This is a genomic window from Pseudomonas sp. OA65 (assembly GCF_017498305.1).
GTDB classification, from domain to species: Bacteria; Pseudomonadota; Gammaproteobacteria; order Pseudomonadales; family Pseudomonadaceae; genus Aquipseudomonas; species Aquipseudomonas zanjanensis.
In genome coordinates this window covers 31,800-48,759 of record NZ_JAGDEZ010000044.1, presented here as the reverse complement: position 1 = coordinate 48,759, position 16,960 = coordinate 31,800, and the positions used below count along the sequence as shown (strand labels likewise).

Sequence of the window (16,960 nt, the reverse complement as noted above, 5' to 3'; positions counted from 1 at the left end):
TATCCCCGCTGGGCTGCGCAGCAGCCCAAAAACAGGGCCGCTTCGCGCCCCAGCGGGAGCAAGCTCCCTCGCCACAGTTTGTGTGTTTACCGGTGGTATCCACTTGACTGACGGGCATCACGCCGAAGTGGCTGCCATCTCGTCGAAGCACCGGGTCAATCGAACGCGCCATTGAGCACTTCATAGATGATGCCAGTGGCGATCGCCACCAGGATCAGGTCCGTGCCGACCTGCTGCCATTCATAACCGTCATAGTGCGGCAAGCGTCCCAGCAGCCGGCCATCAAGCTTCTTGGCAATGCCGGGTGGCAACGGCTTGCCTCGGGCCAGGTTTTTCTGGATGCCCGGCGGCAATGCCGGGCCGGGGCTCCAATAATCGCGATAACCGCCAATCACACCCAGGATGCCGCCACGGTCGATGCTCGGGCCGTTATGCCAATCGCCGCCGCCACCGCCTTGGTTTCCTTTGCCGCCTTGGTTGCCCTTGTTACCGGAGTTGCCTTGTCCCCCCTTGTTGCCCTGCCCGCCCTTGCCTCCTTGCCCTTGACCGGGCCCTTGATCAAATTGAGCGTTTCCCTTGCCGTTTCCCGGGTCCGCGACAACAATGCCTGGGCCCGCCGCCAAGGCGAAACAGGTAACAGCAGCAATCAACGAGCGCGATTTGAACATGGCAGTTCTCTCGAAAAAGGGACATCCCCTGTAAAGATATAGAGACTAACGGTGATATTAGTTCCATATCACGCTGCGCGTCGCTTGCTTGGACGGATAACACCTGAACATCGCAATCAAGGAGCTCCATGCGCAAGGATTACCTGGCTTTTTTCGTCTCGATGTTCCTCTCGCGATTGGCCGACCAGATCTTGCTGTTCATCGTCCCGTTGATTGTTTTCCAGACCACCAACAGCGTCTCCTGGGCGGGCCTGGCCTTCTTTGTCGAATCCTTGCCACGTTACCTGGCGTTCCCGATCTGCGGCGCGCTGTGCGACAAGTTCCCGCCGATTCGCATCCTGCACATCAGCCAGGTCTATCGCGCCGCCGCCTGTGGCGTCGCGGTCGTACTCTATGGCGTCTTCGGCGGTGTCTATTGGATCGTGGCGCTATCGGCCCTCTGTGGCGTGCTGACCACCCAAGGCATCATGGCCCGCGAAGTGGTGATGCCTTACATCTTCAAGCACTACACCTACACCAAGACGCTGTCCTATTCGCAAATCGCCGACCAGACCGGCCTGGTACTGGGCCCGCTGATCGCTGCGCTGCTGCTTGAAGTGTGGGCGTGGCACTGGGTGGTGCTGGCGATCGCCGGGCTGTTCCTGCTGGCAGACCTGGCCATGTTGTACTGGCAGCGCACCAGCTCGGTCACCCTTGAGTCCTTCGAGCAACACCATGACCTCTGGTTGAACCCGCTGCGCATTGCCCTGGGCCACATTTGCAACCTGGCGGAACTGAAAAAAGTCATCAGCCTGGCGGTGGGCGTCAACCTGATCATCGGCGTCACCCTCGCCACGTCGGCAGCCATGGTCATCGGCCATTATGGCGCCGGAAAAGATGATTACGCCGGGTTGCAGGCGGCCGGTGCCGTGACCACCATCGTCATCCTGTTTCTCCTGGCCCGGGTCACCTTGCCCTTGAAACTTCTCGGCGCCCTCTCCTACACGCTGATTGCCGTCGGCGCTTTCATCACCGCGCTCAGCCCGACCCTCTGGGGCTACGTCGTCGGTTTCCTGCTGATCGTCGGCTTTGACAAGATGTTCAACGTGTACATGCGCAGCATCCGTCAGCAGGTCATTCCCCCACAGGACTTTGGCAAGACCGTCGGCGTGATTACGCTGCTCAACAACCTGTCGCAACCGTTCGCGGGCTTGCTCGTCGCGGTGTTGGCGGCGCCTGTTGGGACGCAGGAAGTGATTCTGCTGCTGGCGGTGGTCACCAGCCTGATCGGAGTCGGTGTGGTCGTGATGAACAGGCGATCAACACAGGGGACAAGCGTCTACCGCACCGATGCAGATTGACCCTCGGTTTGTATTATCAGTGACTTATTCTTGAGGCATGGTTGCAACGTTGCCAGCGTCGATGCGCCTCTACCCCACCATTCGTCACCTGTTAAATGTTGAAATCTACAGGCGGCCATGTCTGGCTCAGGGTTTGCACTGGCCTGTCTCAGCAGCCAAGAACGACATAATTCTGACGCGGCGGCAAATTAATCAATGCTTGGTCAGCAAACGGAGATGTACCGTGTCAACTCTCAACGAAATCGCAGCGAACCACGCGAGAATGGCAAAGTTAAAGGAAGAAGAGTCGATGCGGTTGAGTGCGCTTCAGGGACAAGTGGTAGGAAGTTTTGAAATTCCGCCCATCGAGGCGCCCCGAGAGATGTCGCTGCACTTTATGACAGGTGTACAGGATCACGCGTTCGGGGATGCGGCTGCGCTGAGCTTTTGACCCGGGTGTTGATGAGGCTCCGTCGCCCGTTTGAAAGCGGGCGACTCGGCCGTTCAAAATTGTCTGGCTAGAGCCGCTGCAAGTATGCCGGCCGCAATCGCCGGTAGCGGTTTTTTCAGTGTCAGCATGACGATTGCCGTGGTCAGCAAAGCCAGGCGCGCACCGTTATCACCTTTAACCGCCAGCGGAGCCAGCACCGCCACCAACACCGAGCCGGACATGGCCGTGATGAACTGCTGCACCCGATAATTGATCGGCACGAACGACATCACGAAAACACCGCCCCACCGAGTCGCCAATGTCACTGCGGCCATTATCAATATGACAACCAGGGTGCCGTAACCCGCCGTTTCAATACTCATTGTTTTTTCTCCATCCACAGCGCACCCAGAATGCCCCCCGCCAAAGCACCTACCACGACATGACTGTTAGCCGGCAAATACCAATAGGCCAACAGCGATGAGCAAGCCGCCACCGTCCAGATGATGAACATGCGCAGGTTCTTCTTCCCGCCGACGACCATCGCCAACAAGAAACAGCCCATCACCATATCGAGCCCGAAAGTGACCGGATTGTCGATGGCGCTGCCAAAATGCAGCCCCAGCCAACTGCCCAGGATCCAGGCGACCCAGAGCGCAATGCCGCCGCCGAATAAAATCCCCAGTCCTGGCTTGCCCCGGCTGAACGCCTGCATCGCCATGGCCCAGTTGGCGTCCGAAACAACCAGCATGACACCGTAGCGTTTGGCAACGGGCATCTCCCGCAACCATGGATAAAGCGTGGCGCCCATCAACAAGTGCCTGGCGTTGATCGCGAAGACGGTGATCATCAGCGGCACGACCGGCACTTGCTGCCCCCACAGATCCAACGCGGCAAATTGAGAAGCGCCAGCAAAAACCAGCGTGCTCATGAGCACGGCTGACGTATCGCTCAAGCCCGTTTGCGCAGCCGCCAGGCCGAAAGCAACGCCGAACACGACGACAAAAAGAGAAATGGGGATCAGTTGCTTGAAACCGTCGTAAATGTGCTTCAGCGTTAGCTTATGCAGATGGGGTTGATCGCTCGACAAAACATCGCCTCTTCTGGTTATCCACGGTGTAAAACTGGGAGTATGAGGCTGATTCTGTATGCCGAAAAACTTTTTACCGGGCAGTCCAGCGAATCAATAGAGTGAAGCCCGTCACAGACCAGGCGACCGCACAAGCGGCCAGTGCGGAATGTTCCACACCTCCAGCCATAAAGCGGCAAAATAAACGCCTCAGAAGATTCACGCGCGTTCGTCGACAAAAACCAAAGCAGCCAATGCTCTGAAATCAGAGCGCAGGATTTCTTGGAAGAAAGAAAATTATTTATGGAAAACAGGAGCCTTGAAAATGAGCACAACTGAACAAGTACAAAGCACGGGTAAATACAGCGCCAAGTGGCAGGAACGCTTTGATTTCTTTGACAACTACGGTGCGCCAAGTGACCCGCGCTACAAGGAAGCCGTCAAGACGCTACCTGGCGTCAAGAAGAAAATCCTCATCAACGCCAACGTGATCTCGTTTTTCTTCGGCCCTATCTACCTGTTCGTCCTGGGCCTCTGGAAGAAGAACCTTGCCCTGCTGGGTATTTTCCTGGCGATCAATATCGCATTGAGCGTAATTTTCGCAATCATCGGAATGGAGTTTCCCCGACCGTTGAGTACAGGCCTGAGCATCGCCCTGTCGATGATGTACGCACTGATGGCCAACTACGCCTACTACCTCAAGGAAGTGAAAGGCGAGCAAGGCTGGAACCCGTTCAAAGGCATGCGCCTCTGATTGCAGGCTTGGGTCATCAAGAGCCCGCACCTCATCATGAGTGTGCGGGCTTGTTGTTTCTGAGCGTTAAATTTCTCGGAACAATCCAAACATTTCAAGGTAGTCGCCAACAATCTGGTCGGGGATTGAACGTTACTGTTTTTCCAATCCATCCTCCTCTCAACGGGCGTTGGATACAGAACCCTGATCGGCCTGCGCCGAAAGCGGAACATCAAACATTCGATCAAACACCCATTGAAAAACCAACGCGTAAAAAAAGAAAAACACGAACAACCCCAGGTTGGTCACTAGCGCCAGCCACAGACTGATGCCCAACCATGCGCTAATCACCGGCGTGAGGATCAACGTCAAGCCGCCTTCAAATCCCAGGGAATGCAACAACCGTCGCTGCCAATTGCGATGGCGGCTGGGCTGGCGACGCTCCCACCCCTCGAACAGGCCGTTGAAAAGCATATTCCAGGCCAGCGCGACGGCGGAAATCACCAGCGACAGCAGGGTTGAATAGCCCATCCCTTGTTCGTAGGTCAGCGCCAGCGCCGGGGCGACGAACAGCACACCACCAGCTTCATAGAGGATGGCCTGGAGGATTTTACGGGGTGTGCCTTGCATCGCTGGGCTCCTTGGCTAGGTTGGAAGACCACAGCCTCGCAAGTTGAGCCCCCGCGCACAATTGAGCTAAATTGAGCCACGCTCAACCTGAGTAACCTACCCGCCCATGTTCGCCAAACTGCCCCTCACCGCCCTGCGCGGCTTCGAGTCCGCCGCACGGCTGGGCAGCTTCAAGGCGGCGGCCCAGGAACTTAACGTCAGCCCGGCGGCGATCTCCCATCAAGTTAAAAGCCTTGAAGCCTTCCTGGGTGTGCACCTGTTCGAGCGCTCTAGCCAAAACGTACGCCTGAGCACCGACGGCGAACGCCTTCTCCCTTACATTCACCGCGCCCTGCTCGATATCCAGCAGGGCCTGCACATACTGTCGCCCTCGTGTGCCGCGCAATCCCTGGTGGTGAGCACAACACCGGCGTTCGCCAGCCTGTGGCTGATCCCTCGGCTCGGGGATTTCCATCGGTTGCATCCGGAGATCGACGTCAGCCTGCACAGCAGCAACGACGTAGTGGACCTGCGACGTGACGCCAGCATCGACCTGGCGATCCGCGCCCTGTTCACGCCGGATCCACAACTGTTCGAACGGCCTTTGCTGGATGAGTATTTTGGTGTGTATTGCCGCCCCGGCTGGCAACCACCCGCAGCAGGCTCGCCTGTTGAACTGATCGACGTGCCATGGCTGAGCAGCGCCAAGGTGGCGGTCGATTGGCCGGCATGGTGCTCCAAGGCCGGCACCCTGGGCTGGCTGGAAAAGGCACGTTTTCGGCGTTATGACGAGGAACAGCACGCCCTGCAAGCGGCGATCGCCGGGCATGGGCTGGTGCTCGCCAGCAATGTGCTGGTTGCCGACGCGGTTGCGCGGGGGGAGCTGGTTGATTACCGGCCTGAGGTTCGTTTGGCGGGCGCGCGGTATACGGTGGTGTGCGTGCCGGGGCGGGAGCGGCAGGTGGAGGTGAGGGCTTTTAGTGAGTGGTTATTGGGGTGGAGTATTGGTTGAATTGGATCAGCATGAAAGATCGTTTGCTGTCCGATTAAAGAGCGGCTTTTTGGATCCCTGCATAGGAAGCCGCATCAGAGCGTAGGGTATGGACAGATTTGTTCCTTTAGAAAAAGGCAGAAATGAAAATCTCGTCTCTGGTCCAAGCCTTGGTGGATTTGTACTGATAGGATCCTGCTATCTTTTTTTGATAGCATGAGCGAAATGAAGAACAGGCACCGGAAAATCCTAGAAGCGATCTACCGCACGCCAACCAGCGCGGCAGTAGTGTTTGCTGACATTGAGGCCTTAGTCGTTCATTTGGGCGGCCAAATACTGGAGCGCCAAGGATCGCGGGTCAAGCTCATGTTACGAGAGACCCAGTGGCGCTGCCATCGGCCGCATCCTGGAAAGGAAGCCAAGAAGTATCAGGTAGAAGAAGCTCGAGAATTTCTCCAGCGGGCAGGAGTTGAACTATGAACAGCATGACCTATAAGGGCTACACAGCCCGTGTTGAGTTTGATGAGCGTGACGACATCTTCGTCGGTCGAGTTCTGGGAGTACGTGACATCATCAGCTTTCACGCCGCCTCAGTGACAGAACTGCGCGCCGAACTTGCTAGTGCTATCGAGGATTATTTGGCGGACTGTGCCGAACAAGGGGTAAGCCCCGAGAAGCCTGCCTCTGGAAAGGTGATGCTGCGCATTCGTCCTGAAGTGCATGCTGCCGCGACCATTGCCGCCCAAGCTGCTGGCAAGAGCCTGAACCAATGGGCCGACGAGGTGTTTGAGCGCGCAGCACACGCCTGACGATAAACCGGATGTTCCTGCCAGCCCACCCCAGGCCAAGAAGGAAAATTCATCTTCTGAATCTGTGGCCGTCCGAGCATAACGGATCCCTGTAGCGCCTTCAGCGCAGAAGAACAGCGGAGCGCGACTCGCGCCCCTTCTTTCCTCGCCCTCAGGGAAGAGGCGGACTCGCCGCGAAATCCGTAGGGATATTGAGAAAGGAATGCCAGGCATCTACAGCGTCATGATGCCGTTGGGCGGCATCTTCCCAAAAAGGACCGGATACCTCTTTCGCAGAAACCAACATCATCATCTTAATCGTCGCGGCATCCAGCTCTTTGAGAAGCTCATGGGATGTGGCCCTGAATTCTTCGAACGACGTCATTCCATTTGCCTCGGGCGGTGTTCACCGCCATTGAGGAATACATATTCCTCGATGAATGGAGTTCCCCCGGCGGCGGTAATTCCAAACGGTCGGACCGCCGGTCAATTCATTTCGAAGCCAACCTTCTACCGGTCCCAATCCTACTCCCTGGACAGAAATCGCTTGATGATCATCGAGACCGCCTGCGCCGCAGAGGCCATGGCTGTGTCTATGCAAAACGGAGCTTCGTCCCATGGCTCAAATTCATGATCCAGTACAGATTGCCAGGTAGGTGGCGTCAGCCCGGGAATGTCACCTTTCCTTGTTTCTACCCGGCGCTGATGTCCGCAGGTACACGGCACCTGTTGTAGCTGCAAGATCATTGGCGATCGTCGTTTTTCCGGTACCGGGAAGGCCGCTGAAGACGATGAGCATTCCATGTCCTTCGATGAGTGAGTGAACCCAGTGTAGGCGGCAGCCCGTTATACGGCAGCAGAAAGCAGAAACCGCAAGAACGATCAAATATTGCGCCCTTGCATTTGATAACGTCGCTTCAGCATTCATGGAGACCGTCATGCTGAATATCGAAAGGGCCCTGTGGTACATCGAGTTGGAGCTGGGATCCCCACTCGATCTGGGACGTGTCGCGCGCCATTGCAACCTGTCCCCCTTTGCATTGGCCCGTTTGTTTGCACTGTCGACGGGCTGGTCGGTGATGCGTTACATCCGTGCGCGGCGTTTGAGCCAAGCAGCACTGGCCTTGCGTCGAGGTGCGCCGGATATCCTGCAGGTAGCACTGGATGCAGGCTACGGCTCCCATGAAGCTTTTACGCGCGCCTTCTGCGATCTGTTTGGCGTCACGCCAAAGCAGGTGCGCGGGCACGAGGATGAATATCTCTCGCTGGTGGAGCCATTACGTATGAAAGAAAGGAAGCTCACAACACTCTCTGAACCCCGCTTTGAAACCAGGGCGGACTTTATCATCGCGGGTCTGGGGGATCGTTTTACCTTCGACAAGAACGAAGGCATCGTCGGTTTGTGGCAAGCGTTCTCCCCCTACTTGGGGCAAGTACCCGATCAGGTAAACAACTGGAGCTATGGCTTGTGCTGTAACCCTGGACTGGACGGTAGTTTTGAGTACATTGCCGGCACGGAGGTGTCCTGCATCGATGGTCTTCCTCCGGCTTTTCGCTCTTTCAAGGTGCCGCAGCAAAACTATGGCGTGTTTCGACACCAAGGCCATGTCTCGACTATCCATCAGACGTTCTTCACCATTTTCAATCACTGGTTGCCTGAATCCGAATACGAGCTCGCCGATGCGCCTGAGTTCGAACAGTACAGCCCGGATTTCGAACCCTCCCGAGGAACGGGTTACGTGGACGTATGGATACCGCTTGCAGACGTCAAGCCTCCCATGCCATGAACTCATGAATCAGACCACTCAGCATGGAGCCCTCTCCCATGAGTTTTAATTGGCACAGTGATCAACTCACAAGAGATACGCCAGTTTGCAAGCACTACCGAAACACACAGAACGTCCGCCGATTCATGGTGGAGCACTGCGGCGTGAAGTTTAAATTTGATAGAGGCTTTATGGCCTGGATACGGGATGGGGTCCCGAAGACGCTTGGAGAGGTCGTTGACGAGTGGCTGCGGCGCAATCGCGACGGTCATTGAACGAGCGGGCATGACTAAAACCGGAGACAGGCCACGATGCCGTAGTCCTGTGGAACCGGTGTGGAACCGGGACAGACCAATTTTGCCTCGTGTAATCGCCCCGTTTTTGAGCCGGCCCATTTCCCTTCAAGCATTAATGAAGAACCCTGCGGCTCTCCCCAATCCTGATCCTGTCGAGCGCCCTGTTTAAAGCATCCAAGGCATCGAGCAGGGCCTTCGCCTCTGCCTCCCGACCATCACCCCAGAGGCGTTCAGCCATTTTGTTCAATGCCTGGATAGAGCGCTCAATATCAGCAGCCGTCGCTGTTTTGCTTTCCTGAAGTTTCTTGGGCATTGATTAATCGTCCTCGGGCATGGGAACTGTGGACAGGCCACGATTTCAAGCTCATCTGTAATCAGCCCGTCTCATCATCGTGGCCTGCCCCGCTCCCCTCAATCCTTAACCTTCACCTCATCTACTCGCACCATAGAAGTGATTCAGCACCATCAGCTCAAACACAGCCACCAATGCGCAGAACGCGATGAAGCCAGGGCTGAAGACCCGCTTGGGCTTGGATGAGCCGTCGCCCAACCAGGTCGCATCGGAGTCAGTGGTAAACCCTACGATAAATAGCAACAGCGCAAAAAACCACGCCCTGCTCCAGAATCCCTGTGTTTTCCATTGACTCATCCGTGCCCTTCCGCAACCGCTTTTTTCGTTCACTCATGACGCCGGTTTACCAGGAGCGCATTACTTGGCTTTTGCGCTCTTGATATCACTTATGATTTTCTGAGAAATAGCCTGTACCTGCTCTTGGGTCATGGCCGACATGACACCTTCCCAAGCCGACGAGGAGGTGTCATAGGTGCGAGTTCCAATCAGAAGACCCGATTTCAAGTCCGAGTAATCTGCACTGGAATTGACCCACGCATTCCCCACCATGACCCCTGCTCCGTAACGAGCGCCTGGGGTCAGGTAACGAAAATTGGTCACGTTGATCTTGATACCAACACCGTCCTTGCCCGCCTGGCTTGATGCCTGAGCCTCTGTAAGCCTGTACCCGGCGCGAGTCGCTTCGACTTGCAGAGCGTCATTCCACTCCCGCTTCAAGCGAGGCCAGTCCTCGTTTTGTTGAACCTTGCTATTTCCCTCAAAGTTTACGACCAGGTTCTGCTTGGCTGACTCCTGAATGACCAGCGTTTCAGTCCCGCCGCTTTTTACAGAGGCAGCGCACCCGCTCAACATCAAAACTGCAACAGCACAGGACAGCGCAATCGAAAGCTTAGGTGTGTTCATTGAATTTCCATATCCACAAAATCGGTTGAGAGAGGCGTTGAATATCCCCGCCGAGCCAGATGGGCCCACACGCTGGACGCGCAGAATTTAGCACCATTGCTTCGCGGCTACGAGCCAAGGGTGAGAGTCAGAACAACTGGGACAGCCCACGATTGCGTACATTAATCTGCGGCCAAAATACCTTTTTCATGTAAGTCCCAATCAATTGGCAAGTGTCCGGGTAAAACGCGGAGTATAGATTGACTGGATGCTTTTCCAGCGCGAGCTACGACGAGGACTTCCCGCAAGTGTCGCTATAGAACCCACCGCAATCGGCGGAAACCAGAAAGCTGGGGGCAGACCGCGACTTGAGTTCACATGTAATCGGACCACCTCATAATCGTGGTCTGCCTGCGTTTTCCTTGCATCCGCAACCCACAAGATCATTGTTGCGAGTGACGATGAAGAGACATTCGATTTGAGCTCATGATCACTGTCGAGCCCGCTGTAACGCCACCCTGGTGATGTTCGCTCCCTACGGGCTCGGCTCGTCAAGAAGGCACGAAAACGGTGGAAAAGATTTAAATTGGACCAAGCCATATCCAAGCGTGCCTGCACCATCTCATTCTTCGCCAGGACGATCTGCCCTGCCAAACTTAACGCCCTTTTTTTGAATTCCCTGTGAAGCGCCTCCTCCTCGGTCTCGTTTCCCTGTGGCTTAACCGTCATCTCGGAAAATGTGAAAAGAACTGTGTCGCCGAGCACATAAAACGTGCCGCTACATTTTTGTATACCGCCTTGAAAGATAAAATCGACCGAAACGAACGCATGTTCGTCCGTGTTTACGTAATACAGCGGCTCACCCTGAAGATTTCGAACTATTCCGTCCTCATGAAGCCGGCCCAAGGGCGCCCCATCGCTGCCCCGGCCTTTGAAGACCAAGTACCGGCCGTTCGTGTAGTTGTACGGCATTAACGGTCCTCATCCCGAATAGACATCGGAACACAGGGTTTGGCCATTCGCGGCCCCCACCCATGACCCGTCCACAACGCTATCAGGTCAGGACTCCCCATGCTCATTTCTTCTCATGCCTAAGCCGCCACGGTGGAAGAGCCCCTTCGAAAAGTGAAAAGGCTCGATGCACGAAACGGTTGAAGCGAGCGGCATCACGCCGCAGCCCTGCCTGTTGCCCCCCAATCAGGCACAGGTGGGCCACCTGCCCCATCACTTCTGCTTCGCCTGGCCTATGGGCCAAGCGGCGGCACGTCCGTACCGCGAAGTCCAACCGTCGTGTGTCAACACGCTGCTGAAACTCGCCTACCAACGGATCGTGCAGGGACCAGGCTCGGATGGAAACTTCCCGCCCAGGTTGCTTCGCAGCGGCAATACTCAAGTAGCGTTTCAAGATTTCGCCCGCGCTACGACCCTGCGCCGCAAAAGCGAGCATGCGCTCCGTGTAGTCTTCTTCCCAAGCGGCCAACAAGGTGCGGACAAAATCTTCGCGATTGCGGAAATGGTGATAGAACGATCCGCGGGTCACATTCAAGCGGCGCGATAGACTCTCGGCGGATACGCCAATATGTCCTGTCTGGTCTAGGGCCTCGAAACCAGCCGCGATCCAATGGTGACGCGTTAGCTTTTCCATTTGTTATTTCGCTCCCTATTTAGCGCCATACAGACTGTGTATGGCGCGCAACCGATAGATACCCTGCGAACACCAGCAAAGATGGCCGTAGCGTTTTGCACGCCAGCACTTTTCATGGAGCTCGCCTTGAAGAAAATCGTTCTGGTTGCTTTCGACCAATTCACCGATATCGACCTATTCCTGATGTGGGACATCTTAGGCCGCAACACCGAGGACTGGCACGTCCGAATATTAGGTTCCAGCCCTGTCGTACGATCGGCCCACGGGCTGCCTGTTTCGGTACACGGTCCGCTTTCCGAGGCCAATAGTGCCGACGCGGTATTGTTCGCCAGCGGCAAGGAAGGAATACCCGCCGCACTGGCCTCCCCGGATTTCCTGCCGTCGTTTGAACTTGACCCCAGACACCAGCGAATCGGCTCCATCTGCGCCGGCGCTTTCATCCTTCAACGTCTTGGGCTGCTCAGCGGCCGAGCAACGACACACCCCGATGCACGATCAAGCTTGCAAGCGCTGGGACTTGAACCCATGGACCAGCCTCTTGTATGCCAAGGCAACGTTGCAACCGCTGGCGGATGCCTTTCGGCGCTCTATCTGGTGGGATGGTTGGTTGAATCGTGGTTCGATGCCGACAAGCGCCGCGCGACGTTGCTCCCTGTCCTGCCCGCTGGGCAGCAGGCGCTGTATGATGTGCTGATCGGGCTCAGTATCCGACAAGGAGAAGTTACCGCCTCCCAGCAAGAAACGCGACATGGCATGTCATCTAATTGGTAGTTAGCACTCAGGAAGAGATCCCCGATGCCCCGAGAATTTGAGCTCATCAAGTCCGTGCCGGTCCCCGCGAGGTCCGGCGTCACCCACCTCTACAAGTCGACGAACCTGGCGGACGCTTTTGCGATTCAGCTCCCTGCGGGCGCGTCCAGCGACCCAGACTTGCTCGCACGGTTCATCCTTTCCCACCAGCCAGCCTGGATCGGATGGCTCATGAAAGTCCGAGACACTGTCGTTGCCTGTTTTGGTCTCAAGACAGCCAGACATCTGGCGACACTTGCTCATCGGATTCAAATCTTCAAGGTCTACAGCACGAACCAGACTGAAATCGTGTTGGGAGAGGACGACAAGCACCTCGACTTCCGGATATCAATCCTATGTTCTGAAGAGGCAGAGCCAGAAGGCAGTCGCCAACTGGTTTTTTCAACCGTGGTGCAGTGCCACAACCGTCTGGGCCGGGCCTACATCTTCGTGATTGCCCCGTTTCATCGTTTGGTTGTTAAGGCGAGCCTGCGCCGTGCAGCGCGCATTGGTTGGCCTTTGGCTGCCTGAGGCGCGACACCCCCGTGGCGAGGGAGCTTGCTCCCGCTGGGTGGCGAAGCCGCCCCAAAAAGGGATGGCGCCGTTTTACAGACAAACCGCATCAACCGGTTTACGACGGCTGCGCCGCCGAAAGGGAGCAAGCTCCCACTCGGCGATAAAGCCACCCTCGCTTGTTGAAGCACCGGGGACAAACCACGGACCGTCTCTTAATCGTAGTCTGTCCCCCGCTCTCCTCTTATGAACGGGCGGCTTATAGGTCGCCCGTCTTCATTACTCCGCCGCCTGCGCCCGCAATCGTCTTCCAATCACATCCATGACATCACAGCCATCGCGCAATGACGTGGTCAGCAATTTACAAAAATCAGTCAGCACCACCGTGTCTGAGCTGATGTCCGAGCGAAACGCGATATTTTCCAAGACTTGGGTCACCGTGCGGATGCGGTAATCGGCGGTTTCGAAAAGGACGTCCAGAGGCGCTTCGGTGTCGATAAGCAGGGTTGCGGGGATGCAGTCGATGCCGGTGATGGGCATGTATCGGGTCATGAGCAGTACCTCTTCAATTGATAAGGAGCAGGAGCTTCTGCGCTTCATTCAATCGAGTCGCCAAACCCGAATCGCCATCTGGGCGATGTAGAGACAATAAGTTGCCTATCCAGATGCTGCAATGCGCTGGTTTCCGAGGTTTGTGTAGGAATTTGCGTCAATGCCTCTCGCGGTGCTCGTTAGAGCCCTCATAAGTCACAGCGAAGGGACGTAGGGGAAAGGAGACGGAAGCACGCGAGGTAGTGAGCACCAGCAGAGAACGGCCAGATGTGCTCACCTGAAATGCCCCGATCTTCATATCACCTTGGAAGAGATCGCATGTGCCAACCCAAAACGTACCTTGAGCAAACGCGGCTAGGCGCGTTCACGTCGCTATAGTCGACTCTATTGCCGACCGTACTTCCAGGAGCCTTTTCCCAGTGTCTGACATGTCGACCAACTTCGCTTACACAAAACGCTTCAACGCCGTCCTCGCCTACATTAACGAGAATCTCGAAAGTGATTTGTCGGTGAATACGTTGAGCCATGTGGCGAACTTTTCGGCATTTCACTTCCATCGACAATTCACCGCGTTCGTAGGCGTGCCTGTTTCACGTTATGTGCAACTGATGCGATTACGACGCGCGGCGCATCGCCTAGCCGCCGTCGCTGATCACTCGGTACTGGAGGCCGCACTCGGTGCCGGCTTCGAAAGTCCGGAGGCATTTTGCAGGGCGTTCAGGCGGGCGTTCGGTATGACGCCGAGTGCGTTCAGGAAAGAGCCGAATTGGCAGGTCTGGAATGCGGTGTTCGCAATCCCTCATTTTTCCAGGACTATCATCATGCAAATACGAATCGTGCAATTCCCTGAAGTCAGGGTCGCTGCATTTGAGCACTGCGGACCCGCCGGGCTCGTCAATGAGAGCGTGCGCAAGTTCATCGAGTGGCGTAAGCAGAGCGGACAGTCGCCGGTGGCGTCGAGTCGCAGCTTTGGCATTCCCTATGGCAACCCCGATACGACACCTGCGCAAGCATTCCGCTTCGCAATCTGCGGCGAGATTCACGAGGCCGTGGCGCCGAATGAGTTCGGCGTTCGCGAAATCGTCATTCCCGGCGGTCGCTGTGTCGTGGTGCGACATGAGGGGTCACCGGATCACATCGGCGAAACGATCTATCCGATTTACCGCGACTGGCTTCCTGCCAGTGGAGAGGAACTTCGTGACCAGCCGCTGTTCTTCCATTACCTGAGCATCTATCCCGAGACACCGCAGGATCACTGGCAAACTGATGTGTATGTTCCGCTGCAGTAGCGGAGCAAGCAGTTTTCGATCCTGAACTGACGTCGATGAATGTCCGTTCAGACAGGCCAGCGAGCCAGTGACAGCCCATGACGTTGAGTTTACTCATCATCAGATCGTGGTCTGCCCCGTTTTCCGGCGGCAATCAGCCAATAGCACAGGATTTACAGACGCGCAGATTCCCTGTCTCGGGCGCTTTGCCCGGCCGGATAGCCGGCATTGGTACCACCTTCGTCTCTTTGCTGCAGTTATCACAAAAGATGCCGCCGCACGCTCGACAGTGGTGCTTACGGGTAAAGACGCCAAAGGCAGTATTGCAGCCGGGGCAGCGTTGGACGCTGTCGTCTGGTTTCCAGAGGCTGGGGCGGCTTTGCAACTGGCGAAACACGTCCTGCCCGCCGGGAACTTCCGCAGCCTTGTAGAACGTTTCGATTCCTTTATGCACGCTCGTCGCGCCGGTCATGACTTCGTGGTAGGTGTGGGTCGAACTCTGGCTGGTCGGCATGAAATGAAAGAAGGCGACAATACAGAACGCCAGCGCGGCAAGGCTATCATCGTCCTCGATACCCATTTGCGTGGCGGCGTAAACCATATCCATCGCCGAGCCGGATTTACCTGCCCAGATGGAGTTGTTCAGGCTGCGCTGGTTGGCGATCCAGAGGTTGTCCTCCGCAAGGCTGTATTTCTCGTTGCCGATACGCATACCTCGGGTAGTGCCTCGATTTGGCGTCTCAAACCTGTTGCAGCGGCAGAAGTCGTGGATAGCGGCGACCTTTTTATACAGCCGGGTCAGCGGCAGCTCATTTGCGAGGGCGACGACAATGTCCCGGGTCCAATCCAGTGTGGCGCCAGGGCCGTAGTACGACTCGCCCTCAGGGCAGTTGCGTTCTCTGTTGGTGATAGCCCGCTGGATATTCCCTATCAATCGGTCCAGCACATAACGTTCGAACATCTTGACGTTGGCGAGGACATCGAGCGCCAGGCGCTCTTCTTTTTGCCTGTTATCCGTGGCTGCAACATGCCCTCGTAGCGCGATGATCAGCGCGTCGATCGACGTGAATATTTTTTCCTGCGTGCTTTGCAATGCCAGACCGGTAGGTGCACCGTCCAGGCGCCCGGCAGGCGCGAACGGACTGTTCGAAGACACGGAGACGAATTGCCCGCGGGCATTGCCGCTCGCAATGGGTGCTGCTACCCAATCGTTGAACGTTGGCAGGAGCAGCGCCGATTCGTTGGCGGCGAGCCGTGGCGCCACCTGCGTGCTCCAGAATGTCGTCTTGAGTTGTTTGCTGCGGAAAGGCCGGATCTTTCTCTCCCGCAGCAGTTGCTCCACGCCCTCATCGGTGCAGTCGAAAACAAGGATCTCGTTGACCGTTAACATGGCTCGTCCTTGAGAGAAGAAATTGGCGGGTGGATCGCTTGGCCGCTTAGCAACACGTGGCTGCGCTAGCCATCAGTGATGGCCTGGGCATTCTCGAGAGTCTCGTATGCCGCAATGATCACTTCGCTCGATTTGCTGATCGAGAGCAAGCGTTCCAAGACATCAGCTTGCGCTTGATTGCTCATGACTCGCGCCTTGAACTGACCCAATGTCGGAACACCAAGGAATAGCCCACAAAATCGAATCACGCCAACCGGCGAATAAAAGCCGGGGACGGCCCCGATTTGAGCTCACTTGTAATCGGCCCATCTAATAATCGTGGCCAGTCGCCGTTTTTCTTCTGAAAGGAGAGCCACGGTACCGCCCCCCTGCTCGCTCGCGCAGTGAGGGGCCTTGGAAAAGGGGACAGATTATTTTCTAGCCGGCTGCCAGTTGATCCAAGCGAATCCATTCGATGAAAACTCTCAGGGCAGCAAAAAATAAATCTGTCCCCTTTCCCCCTTCGATTTCCCAATACGGACTCGGCCTCAATCCTCAGGACGATGAGATCGTTGTCGACTTCTTCTGCGGCGGTGCCGGTACCGGCTGGAAATGGGCCTGGGACGCACGGTAAAACGTCGCGAAGACCCACAGCCTGCAGGCGATAAGCATGCACACCGTGAACCACCCGGGCGCGGTGCACTTCACCACGGATGTTTTCGATGGCGACCCTGATACCGAGTGCGGCGGCAACGCCGTTGGCCGGTTCCATGTCGCCCGACTGCATGAATTAGGGACTGAATTAGGGACAGACCACGATTAGAGCTCACCTGTACTCAGCCTCCCCATAGTTGTGGTCTGTCCTCGCTTCTTCGATTGTTGGCCGTCAAAAGCTAGCACAGCGTAATTGCACCGAGTTGA

At 56.3% G+C, this 16,960-nt stretch carries 23 protein-coding genes and 2 pseudogenes; 12 read left to right on the top strand and 13 right to left on the bottom strand.

Going from position 1 to position 16,960, the window contains the following annotated elements; genetic code table 11:
* Nucleotides 1-155: 155 nt before the first annotated feature.
* Entirely contained in the window at nucleotides 156-668 is a 513-nt protein-coding gene (locus J3361_RS25230) for an anti-virulence regulator CigR family protein (RefSeq protein WP_207966829.1), read from the bottom strand.
* A 128-nt stretch (nucleotides 669-796) separates the two neighbouring features.
* On the opposite strand from J3361_RS25230, the gene J3361_RS25225 reads away from it, so the two are divergent.
* Complete coding sequence (locus J3361_RS25225) at nucleotides 797-2,008, top strand: MFS transporter (protein ID WP_207966828.1); 1,212 nt, start codon at nucleotides 797-799, stop codon at nucleotides 2,006-2,008.
* Between the two features lie 223 nt (nucleotides 2,009-2,231).
* Nucleotides 2,232-2,438: a hypothetical protein gene (locus J3361_RS25220; protein WP_207966827.1), complete on the top strand. Its 207-nt coding sequence runs from the start codon at nucleotides 2,232-2,234 to the stop codon at nucleotides 2,436-2,438.
* 53 nt (nucleotides 2,439-2,491) lie between these two features.
* Here J3361_RS25220 and J3361_RS25215 read toward each other — a convergent pair whose 3' ends face one another.
* Nucleotides 2,492-2,800, bottom strand: coding sequence for an AzlD domain-containing protein (locus J3361_RS25215; protein ID WP_003203770.1), 309 nt, complete (start codon nucleotides 2,798-2,800; stop codon nucleotides 2,492-2,494).
* Complete coding sequence (locus J3361_RS25210) at nucleotides 2,797-3,507, bottom strand: AzlC family ABC transporter permease (protein ID WP_207966826.1); 711 nt, start codon at nucleotides 3,505-3,507, stop codon at nucleotides 2,797-2,799. The genes J3361_RS25215 and J3361_RS25210 overlap by 4 nt, the downstream gene beginning before the upstream one ends.
* Nucleotides 3,508-3,811: 304 nt before the next feature.
* Here J3361_RS25210 and J3361_RS25205 point away from each other — a divergent pair, with 304 nt between their 5' ends.
* Nucleotides 3,812-4,240: a DUF2628 domain-containing protein gene (locus tag J3361_RS25205; protein ID WP_207966825.1), complete on the top strand. Its 429-nt coding sequence runs from the start codon at nucleotides 3,812-3,814 to the stop codon at nucleotides 4,238-4,240.
* A 159-nt stretch (nucleotides 4,241-4,399) separates the two neighbouring features.
* Here J3361_RS25205 and J3361_RS25200 read toward each other — a convergent pair whose 3' ends face one another.
* Nucleotides 4,400-4,849 carry a PACE efflux transporter gene (locus tag J3361_RS25200; RefSeq protein WP_207966824.1) on the bottom strand — a complete coding sequence of 150 codons (450 nt, stop codon included), beginning with the start codon at nucleotides 4,847-4,849 and terminating at the stop codon, nucleotides 4,400-4,402.
* A 106-nt stretch (nucleotides 4,850-4,955) separates the two neighbouring features.
* Between J3361_RS25200 and J3361_RS25195 the strand changes: the two genes are divergently transcribed.
* From J3361_RS25195 to J3361_RS25185, 3 genes are all read left to right on the top strand, one after another.
* Nucleotides 4,956-5,840, top strand: a complete 885-nt coding sequence (locus J3361_RS25195) for a LysR substrate-binding domain-containing protein (RefSeq protein ID WP_207966823.1) — start codon at nucleotides 4,956-4,958, stop codon at nucleotides 5,838-5,840.
* 195 nt (nucleotides 5,841-6,035) lie between these two features.
* The gene (locus tag J3361_RS25190; protein WP_347709643.1) at nucleotides 6,036-6,299 is read left to right on the top strand and encodes a type II toxin-antitoxin system HicA family toxin; all 264 of its coding nucleotides are present in this window, start codon (nucleotides 6,036-6,038) and stop codon (nucleotides 6,297-6,299) included.
* Entirely contained in the window at nucleotides 6,296-6,628 is a 333-nt protein-coding gene (locus J3361_RS25185) for a type II toxin-antitoxin system HicB family antitoxin (protein WP_186730986.1), read from the top strand. The genes J3361_RS25190 and J3361_RS25185 overlap by 4 nt, the downstream gene beginning before the upstream one ends.
* 151 nt (nucleotides 6,629-6,779) lie before the next feature.
* On the opposite strand, the gene J3361_RS25180 is transcribed toward J3361_RS25185, so the two are convergent.
* Both J3361_RS25180 and J3361_RS25175 read right to left on the bottom strand, forming a co-directional pair.
* Nucleotides 6,780-6,992, bottom strand: a complete 213-nt coding sequence (locus tag J3361_RS25180) for a hypothetical protein (RefSeq protein ID WP_053123419.1) — start codon at nucleotides 6,990-6,992, stop codon at nucleotides 6,780-6,782.
* A gap of 140 nt (nucleotides 6,993-7,132) precedes the next feature.
* Nucleotides 7,133-7,406: pseudogene (locus J3361_RS25175) on the bottom strand (AAA family ATPase).
* 139 nt (nucleotides 7,407-7,545) lie between these two features.
* Between J3361_RS25175 and J3361_RS25170 the strand changes: the two are divergent.
* Entirely contained in the window at nucleotides 7,546-8,394 is an 849-nt protein-coding gene (locus tag J3361_RS25170; protein ID WP_207966821.1) for an AraC family transcriptional regulator, read from the top strand.
* Nucleotides 8,395-8,432: 38 nt separating this feature from the next.
* Nucleotides 8,433-8,648, top strand: coding sequence for a DUF6434 domain-containing protein (locus J3361_RS29610; RefSeq protein WP_243459013.1), 216 nt, complete (start codon nucleotides 8,433-8,435; stop codon nucleotides 8,646-8,648).
* Nucleotides 8,649-8,781: 133 nt separating this feature from the next.
* Here J3361_RS29610 and J3361_RS25165 read toward each other — a convergent pair whose 3' ends face one another.
* From J3361_RS25165 to J3361_RS25145, 5 genes are all read right to left on the bottom strand, one after another.
* Nucleotides 8,782-8,982 (bottom strand): hypothetical protein, encoded by a 201-nt coding sequence (locus J3361_RS25165; RefSeq protein WP_207966820.1) that lies wholly within the window; start codon nucleotides 8,980-8,982, stop codon nucleotides 8,782-8,784.
* Nucleotides 8,983-9,099: 117 nt separating this feature from the next.
* The gene (locus tag J3361_RS25160; protein ID WP_207966819.1) at nucleotides 9,100-9,318 is read right to left on the bottom strand and encodes a hypothetical protein; all 219 of its coding nucleotides are present in this window, start codon (nucleotides 9,316-9,318) and stop codon (nucleotides 9,100-9,102) included.
* Between the two features lie 60 nt (nucleotides 9,319-9,378).
* Nucleotides 9,379-9,924 carry a DUF4410 domain-containing protein gene (locus J3361_RS25155; protein ID WP_207966818.1) on the bottom strand — a complete coding sequence of 182 codons (546 nt, stop codon included), beginning with the start codon at nucleotides 9,922-9,924 and terminating at the stop codon, nucleotides 9,379-9,381.
* A gap of 201 nt (nucleotides 9,925-10,125) precedes the next feature.
* Nucleotides 10,126-10,875, bottom strand: coding sequence for a hypothetical protein (locus J3361_RS25150; protein ID WP_207966817.1), 750 nt, complete (start codon nucleotides 10,873-10,875; stop codon nucleotides 10,126-10,128).
* A 103-nt stretch (nucleotides 10,876-10,978) separates the two neighbouring features.
* The gene (locus tag J3361_RS25145; RefSeq protein ID WP_207966816.1) at nucleotides 10,979-11,548 is read right to left on the bottom strand and encodes a TetR/AcrR family transcriptional regulator; all 570 of its coding nucleotides are present in this window, start codon (nucleotides 11,546-11,548) and stop codon (nucleotides 10,979-10,981) included.
* A 126-nt stretch (nucleotides 11,549-11,674) separates the two neighbouring features.
* On the opposite strand from J3361_RS25145, the gene J3361_RS25140 reads away from it, so the two are divergent.
* Both J3361_RS25140 and J3361_RS25135 read left to right on the top strand, forming a co-directional pair.
* Nucleotides 11,675-12,319, top strand: coding sequence for a DJ-1/PfpI family protein (locus tag J3361_RS25140; protein ID WP_207966815.1), 645 nt, complete (start codon nucleotides 11,675-11,677; stop codon nucleotides 12,317-12,319).
* A 24-nt stretch (nucleotides 12,320-12,343) separates the two neighbouring features.
* Nucleotides 12,344-12,868, top strand: a complete 525-nt coding sequence (locus tag J3361_RS25135) for a DUF2867 domain-containing protein (protein ID WP_207966814.1) — start codon at nucleotides 12,344-12,346, stop codon at nucleotides 12,866-12,868.
* Between the two features lie 261 nt (nucleotides 12,869-13,129).
* Here the strand turns inward: J3361_RS25135 and J3361_RS25130 are convergent, their stop codons facing one another.
* Nucleotides 13,130-13,402, bottom strand: coding sequence for a hypothetical protein (locus tag J3361_RS25130; protein WP_003203821.1), 273 nt, complete (start codon nucleotides 13,400-13,402; stop codon nucleotides 13,130-13,132).
* A gap of 419 nt (nucleotides 13,403-13,821) precedes the next feature.
* Here J3361_RS25130 and J3361_RS25125 point away from each other — a divergent pair, with 419 nt between their 5' ends.
* Nucleotides 13,822-14,691 carry an AraC family transcriptional regulator gene (locus J3361_RS25125; RefSeq protein ID WP_207966813.1) on the top strand — a complete coding sequence of 290 codons (870 nt, stop codon included), beginning with the start codon at nucleotides 13,822-13,824 and terminating at the stop codon, nucleotides 14,689-14,691.
* Between the two features lie 133 nt (nucleotides 14,692-14,824).
* Here the strand turns inward: J3361_RS25125 and J3361_RS25120 are convergent, their stop codons facing one another.
* Complete coding sequence (locus J3361_RS25120) at nucleotides 14,825-16,060, bottom strand: FYVE zinc finger domain-containing protein (protein ID WP_207966812.1); 1,236 nt, start codon at nucleotides 16,058-16,060, stop codon at nucleotides 14,825-14,827.
* A 454-nt stretch (nucleotides 16,061-16,514) separates the two neighbouring features.
* Here J3361_RS25120 and J3361_RS29605 point away from each other — a divergent pair.
* Nucleotides 16,515-16,830 (top strand): annotated as a pseudogene (locus J3361_RS29605) (DNA cytosine methyltransferase); the annotation flags it as partial.
* Nucleotides 16,831-16,960 lie beyond the last annotated feature (130 nt).

What these genes read in the sequence shown, in the direction of transcription:
- J3361_RS25190 (WP_347709643.1), top strand. Translation starts at nt 6,036, where the DNA reads ATGAGCGAAATGAAGAACAGGCACCGGAAAATCCTAGAAGCGATCTAC.
- J3361_RS25165 (WP_207966820.1), bottom strand. Translation starts at nt 8,982, where the DNA reads ATGCCCAAGAAACTTCAGGAAAGCAAAACAGCGACGGCTGCTGATATT.
- J3361_RS25230 (WP_207966829.1), bottom strand. Translation starts at nt 668, where the DNA reads ATGTTCAAATCGCGCTCGTTGATTGCTGCTGTTACCTGTTTCGCCTTG.
- J3361_RS25170 (WP_207966821.1), top strand. Translation starts at nt 7,546, where the DNA reads ATGCTGAATATCGAAAGGGCCCTGTGGTACATCGAGTTGGAGCTGGGA.
- J3361_RS25185 (WP_186730986.1), top strand. Translation starts at nt 6,296, where the DNA reads ATGAACAGCATGACCTATAAGGGCTACACAGCCCGTGTTGAGTTTGAT.
- J3361_RS25130 (WP_003203821.1), bottom strand. Translation starts at nt 13,402, where the DNA reads ATGACCCGATACATGCCCATCACCGGCATCGACTGCATCCCCGCAACC.
- J3361_RS25135 (WP_207966814.1), top strand. Translation starts at nt 12,344, where the DNA reads ATGCCCCGAGAATTTGAGCTCATCAAGTCCGTGCCGGTCCCCGCGAGG.
- J3361_RS25200 (WP_207966824.1), bottom strand. Translation starts at nt 4,849, where the DNA reads ATGCAAGGCACACCCCGTAAAATCCTCCAGGCCATCCTCTATGAAGCT.
- J3361_RS25150 (WP_207966817.1), bottom strand. Translation starts at nt 10,875, where the DNA reads ATGCCGTACAACTACACGAACGGCCGGTACTTGGTCTTCAAAGGCCGG.
- J3361_RS25145 (WP_207966816.1), bottom strand. Translation starts at nt 11,548, where the DNA reads ATGGAAAAGCTAACGCGTCACCATTGGATCGCGGCTGGTTTCGAGGCC.
- J3361_RS25120 (WP_207966812.1), bottom strand. Translation starts at nt 16,060, where the DNA reads ATGTTAACGGTCAACGAGATCCTTGTTTTCGACTGCACCGATGAGGGC.
- J3361_RS25215 (WP_003203770.1), bottom strand. Translation starts at nt 2,800, where the DNA reads ATGAGTATTGAAACGGCGGGTTACGGCACCCTGGTTGTCATATTGATA.
- J3361_RS29610 (WP_243459013.1), top strand. Translation starts at nt 8,433, where the DNA reads ATGAGTTTTAATTGGCACAGTGATCAACTCACAAGAGATACGCCAGTT.
- J3361_RS25155 (WP_207966818.1), bottom strand. Translation starts at nt 9,924, where the DNA reads ATGAACACACCTAAGCTTTCGATTGCGCTGTCCTGTGCTGTTGCAGTT.
- J3361_RS25225 (WP_207966828.1), top strand. Translation starts at nt 797, where the DNA reads ATGCGCAAGGATTACCTGGCTTTTTTCGTCTCGATGTTCCTCTCGCGA.
- J3361_RS25205 (WP_207966825.1), top strand. Translation starts at nt 3,812, where the DNA reads ATGAGCACAACTGAACAAGTACAAAGCACGGGTAAATACAGCGCCAAG.
- J3361_RS25195 (WP_207966823.1), top strand. Translation starts at nt 4,956, where the DNA reads ATGTTCGCCAAACTGCCCCTCACCGCCCTGCGCGGCTTCGAGTCCGCC.
- J3361_RS25160 (WP_207966819.1), bottom strand. Translation starts at nt 9,318, where the DNA reads ATGAGTCAATGGAAAACACAGGGATTCTGGAGCAGGGCGTGGTTTTTT.
- J3361_RS25180 (WP_053123419.1), bottom strand. Translation starts at nt 6,992, where the DNA reads ATGACGTCGTTCGAAGAATTCAGGGCCACATCCCATGAGCTTCTCAAA.